This window comes from Kineococcus glutinatus, from assembly GCF_039542765.1.
Taxonomy (GTDB): domain Bacteria; phylum Actinomycetota; class Actinomycetes; order Actinomycetales; family Kineococcaceae; genus Kineococcus_A; species Kineococcus_A glutinatus.
The window spans coordinates 1-4,244 of record NZ_BAABIL010000432.1 but is presented as its reverse complement, the minus strand read 5'-3'; the positions used below and the strand labels follow the sequence as shown (position 1 = coordinate 4,244).

The following is a 4,244-nucleotide window of genomic DNA, read 5'->3' as shown; positions in this document are numbered from 1 at the left end:
CAGCAGCACGCCGCCGAGCAGCAGGGCCCCGCCGCCGGTGGCGACGGCGGGGCGCACGCCGGGGTTGGCCGCCTCGGGGCCGGTGCGCGTCCACCCCAGCAGCAGCCGGTCGGGCGCGGCGGCCCTGCCGTCGGTGGCCGCGACCAGCACGTAGCGGCCCTGCCGCCGCGGCCAGGTCAGCTCGGCGCGGCCCGCGCCGGTGGCGGTGGTCACCCAGATGTCGGCGTCGCGGGGGTCGGCGGCGGTCGGCGCGCTGCCGTCGGCGCGGCTGGCGAGGACGGGTTCGTCACCGCCGGTCAGACCGGTCAGCTCGGTGCGGCGCACGTCGGCCAGCCACGCGCGGGCGTCCTCCTCGCGGGCCACGCCGAGGAAGACGTCCCGCCCGTCGGCGCTGGCGCCGACGCTGACCCGCGGCCCCGTCAGCTCCAGCAGGCCCGGGGAGGTGACGACGGCGGCGCCGGGGTCCACCAGCCGGGCGCCGGCGTCCAGGCGGGGCGAGGGGCGCAGCGCGGTGGCCAGCAGCACGCCCGCCCCCACGCCCAGCACCCCTCCGGCGACCAGCAGCCACGCCACGACGCGTCGCACGGCGCTCCTCCTCCTCGTCGGGGCCCGGGCGGCGCGCGGGCCCGCGGCAGGTGCCGGCACTCAGCGGGTTCGGGTGCTCGCGGCCGAGGATAGGGGCAGCGCCACCGCCGTTCCCAGGTCGCCGGCGGGTCGCTGCCGGGTGCTCGCCGGTCCTCCCCGCGGGTGCCGGGGCGTCACTGCCCCAGGCCGGGCTCCCCCTGCGCGCGCTGCACCGCCGCCTCCAGCCGGTCGAGCTTGCCCTGCAGCTCCCCCTCGGCCCCGGCGCGGATGTCGGCCTTGAGCACCAGGGAGACCCGGCTGCCGTGGCGGGCGACGGCCTCGCAGGCGCGGCGCACGACGTCCATGCACTCCTCCCAGCCGCCCTCGATCGTCGTGAACATCGCGTCGGTGCGGTGCGGCAGGCCGGAGGAGCGCACCACGAGCACGGCGTCGGCCACGGCGGCGGAGACGGAGTCGGCGGCGGCACCGGCGGGCACCGGGCCACCGGAGGGGGCGACGGAGAAGGCGACCAGCATGCGCTCACGCTAGCCCGCGGCGGGCGCGGCCCGTTCAGAGGTGGTACAGGCGCGCGAGGCTGACGACCTCGGCCGGGGCGGACTCCACGAGCGCGCCGTCGAACGTCACCCGCCCGGTGCGGGGGTCGACGTCCGTCCGCCCCAGCCGCGCGTTGCGCACCAGGTCGCCCGGGCCGATGCCCCGGGTACCGCGCACCGCCACCCGCCGCCGCCGCGTCGGCACCCCCGACAGCGACGCGCTGGCCGCCGCGACCGCCGCGCTGGTGGACTCCACCGACAGCTCCGCCGCCGCCGCGCCGTGCCCGCCCAGCTGCGGGCCCAGCACCAGCGGCTCGCACACGTCGGTCGCCGCGTTCGGGTCGCCGGTGACGCCCCAGGCGGGGAAGCCCGCCTTGAGGACGAGCTGCGGCTTGGCGCCGAACCACGCCGGGTGCCACAGCACGAGGTCGGCGAGCTTGCCCACCTCCAGCGACCCCACCTCGTGCGCCAGGCCGTGGGCGATCGCGGGGTTGATCGTGAGCTTGGCGACGTAGCGCAGCACCCGCTCGTTGTCCGCGTGCTCGTCGTCGCCGGCGGCCGGGCCGCGCTCGGCGCGCATCTTGCCCGCCATCGCGAAGGTGCGGCGCACCGTCTCCCCCGCCCGGCCCATGCCCTGCGCGTCCGAGGACGTGATGCCGATGGCCCCCAGGTCGTGCAGCACGTCCTCGGCCCCCATCGTGCCCGCGCGGATCCGCTCGCGGGCGATGACGACGTCGCTGGGCAGGTCCGCCTTCAGCCCGTGCGCCGCCATGATCATCGCCTCGTGCTCGGCGATGGCGTCCCGCCCGAACGGCAGGGTGGGGTTCGTCGAGGAGCCGATGACGTTGGGCACCCCCGCCATCCGCAGCACGTTCGGCACGTGCCCGCCGCCGCAGCCCTCGATGTGGAAGGCGTGGATGGTGCGGCCCTGGAGCACCGCGAGGGTGTCCTCCACGGCCAGCGCCTCGTTGAGGCCGTCGGTGTGCAGCGCGACCTGCACGTCGTGGTCCTCCGCCACCCGCAGCGCCGTGTCCAGGGCGCGGGCGTGGGCGCCCATGTCCTCGTGCACCTTGAAGCCGCACGCCCCGCCCTCGGCGAGGGCCTCCACCAGCGGCGCCGGGTGCGAGCTGGAACCGCGGGCGAGGAAGCCGATGTTGACCGGCCAGGCGTCGAAGGCGTCGAAGGCGTGCCGCAGCGCCCACGGGGAGTTGACGCCCACCCCCCACACCGGCCCGAACTCCTGCCCGATGATCGTCGTGACGCCCGAGGACAGCGCCGCCTCCATGATCCGCGGCGACAGGACGTGGACGTGGGTGTCGATGACGCCGGCGGTGGCGATCATCCCCTCCCCGGACACGATCGAGGTGCCGGTGCCCACGACGACGTCGACGCCGTCGAGGGTGTCGGGGTTGCCGGCGCGCCCGATCGCGCAGATCCGCCCGCCCCGGATGCCGATGGAGGTCTTGCGCACCCCCAGCACGGCGTCGAGGACGACGACGTTGGACACCACCACGTCGCACGTCTCGCGCACGGCGGCGGCCTTGAGGTGCAGCCCGTCGCGGGCGGTCTTGGCGAAGCCCGCGAGGAACTCCTCCCCCACCGCCTGCGCGTCGTGCTCGACGCGCACGACGAGGCCGGTGTCGCCGAGGCGGATGCGGTCGCCGGTGGTGGGGCCGTAGGCGCCGGCGTACTCGGCGGCGGGGACCTGCCAGCTCACGCGCCCTCCCCAAAGTCGGTCCCGGTGGCCCGGTCGGCGTCGGTGGCCTGGTCGGCGCCCGGAGCCGGGCCGGCGCCCAGGTAACCCTCCGCGGCGGCGCGGCGCAGCGCCGCCGCCCGCACCGCCGGGTCGTCCAGGGGCCCGTCGACGAGCCCGGCGAACCCCACGGCCACCCGCTGCCCCCCGAACGGCACGAGCACCACCTCCACGACCTCCCCGGGCGGGAAGCGGACCACCGTGCCGGCGGGCACGTCGAGGCGGCGGCCGTAGGCGGCGGCGCGGTCGAAGTCCAGGCGGCGGTTGACCTCGAAGAAGTGGAAGTGCGACGTGACGCTCACCGGCACCTCGCCGGTGTTGCGCACCCCCACCCCGACCCGGTCGGCGGCCGGTGCGGGCACGGCCGGCCGCGCGGGCAGCACCGCGCCGGGCCCGGTACCGGGTGCGGGCACCCCGAACGGCTCGGGCACCACGGCCAGCCGGGTGCCGTCGTCGAAGAGGGCCTCCACCGACACCTCCGTCACGACGTCGAGGACACCGGGCAGGACGTCCCCCGGGCCGACGAGGGCGCGGGCCTCGGCCAGCACGCCGGCCAGCCGCAGCCCGTCGCGGGCGGCCTCGCAGACGGTGTCGGCGACGACGGCCACCGCCTCGGGCACGTTGAGCCGCAGGCCGCGGGCCCGTCGCACCCGGGCCAGCTCCGCGGCGCCGCGCAGCAGCAGCCGGTCGCGCTCGGTGGGGGTCAGCCGCACCGGCCCAGCTTGGCACGGCGCCGCCGGGTCGACCCCGCGCCCACCCCGGGCCGCGGGTCGACCCCGCGGCGACGTGCACCGGTCTACCCTCTAGGTGCCGCACCGCGCCCACCGCGCCGGGCGGCAGGTCCACCCCACCCCACCCCCGGAGGCCCTGCGTGTCCTCGGAGTTTCACGACGCCTTCTCCGTCGTCGTGCGCGGTTACGACCGCGCGCAGGTCGACCAGCGGATGACCGCCCTCGACGAGGCGCTGCGGCAGGCCCGCGCCCGCGTCGAGGAGGCCGACGCGCGGTCGCTGCGGCTGGCCGCCGAGCTCAGCGAGGTCAGGAAGCAGCTGCGGGAGATGGAGCGCCCCAGCTACTCCGGGCTCGGTGCCCGCGTGGAGAAGCTGCTGCGGCTGGCCGAGGACCAGTCCGGGGAGATGCTGCGCTCGGCGCGCCGCGACGCCGACCGGTTGCGGGAGGACGCCCGCACCGAGGCCGAGACGGAGCGCTCCCGCGCGCTGGAGGACGCCCGCCGCCGCGCCGCCGCCGCCGGCCGCGACGCGGACGAGCTCACCGCCCGCGCCCGGGCCGAGGCGCACTCGGCCGTCGAGGCGGCGCAGCACCGCGCCCAGGAGCTCGTCGACGCCGCCCAGCGCGACGCCGAGCGGCTGCGGG

At 77.9% G+C, this 4,244-nt stretch carries 3 protein-coding genes and 2 pseudogenes; 1 reads left to right on the top strand and 4 read right to left on the bottom strand.

Features of this window, described 5'->3' with window-relative positions; all coding sequences use genetic code 11:
* From ABEB16_RS15290 to ureB, 4 genes and pseudogenes are all read right to left on the bottom strand, one after another.
* A pseudogene (locus ABEB16_RS15290) lies at positions 1-585 on the bottom strand (hypothetical protein); the annotation flags it as partial.
* Between the two features lie 173 nt (positions 586-758).
* The gene (locus ABEB16_RS15285; protein ID WP_345713090.1) at positions 759-1,100 is read right to left on the bottom strand and encodes a thiamine-binding protein; all 342 of its coding nucleotides are present in this window, start codon (positions 1,098-1,100) and stop codon (positions 759-761) included.
* Positions 1,101-1,134: 34 nt separating this feature from the next.
* Positions 1,135-2,835 carry an urease subunit alpha gene (locus tag ABEB16_RS15280; RefSeq protein ID WP_345713089.1) on the bottom strand — a complete coding sequence of 567 codons (1,701 nt, stop codon included), beginning with the start codon at positions 2,833-2,835 and terminating at the stop codon, positions 1,135-1,137.
* Entirely contained in the window at positions 2,832-3,584 is a 753-nt protein-coding gene (gene ureB / locus ABEB16_RS15275; RefSeq protein ID WP_345713088.1) for an urease subunit beta, read from the bottom strand. Before ureB ends, ABEB16_RS15280 begins: the two co-directional genes overlap by 4 nt.
* A 158-nt stretch (positions 3,585-3,742) precedes the next feature.
* Between ureB and ABEB16_RS15270 the strand changes: the two are divergent.
* A pseudogene (locus tag ABEB16_RS15270) lies at positions 3,743-4,244 on the top strand (hypothetical protein); the annotation flags it as partial.

Coding starts and splice junctions, on each gene's coding strand:
- ABEB16_RS15285 (WP_345713090.1), bottom strand. CDS start 1,100: ATGCTGGTCGCCTTCTCCGTCGCCCCCTCCGGTGGCCCGGTGCCCGCC.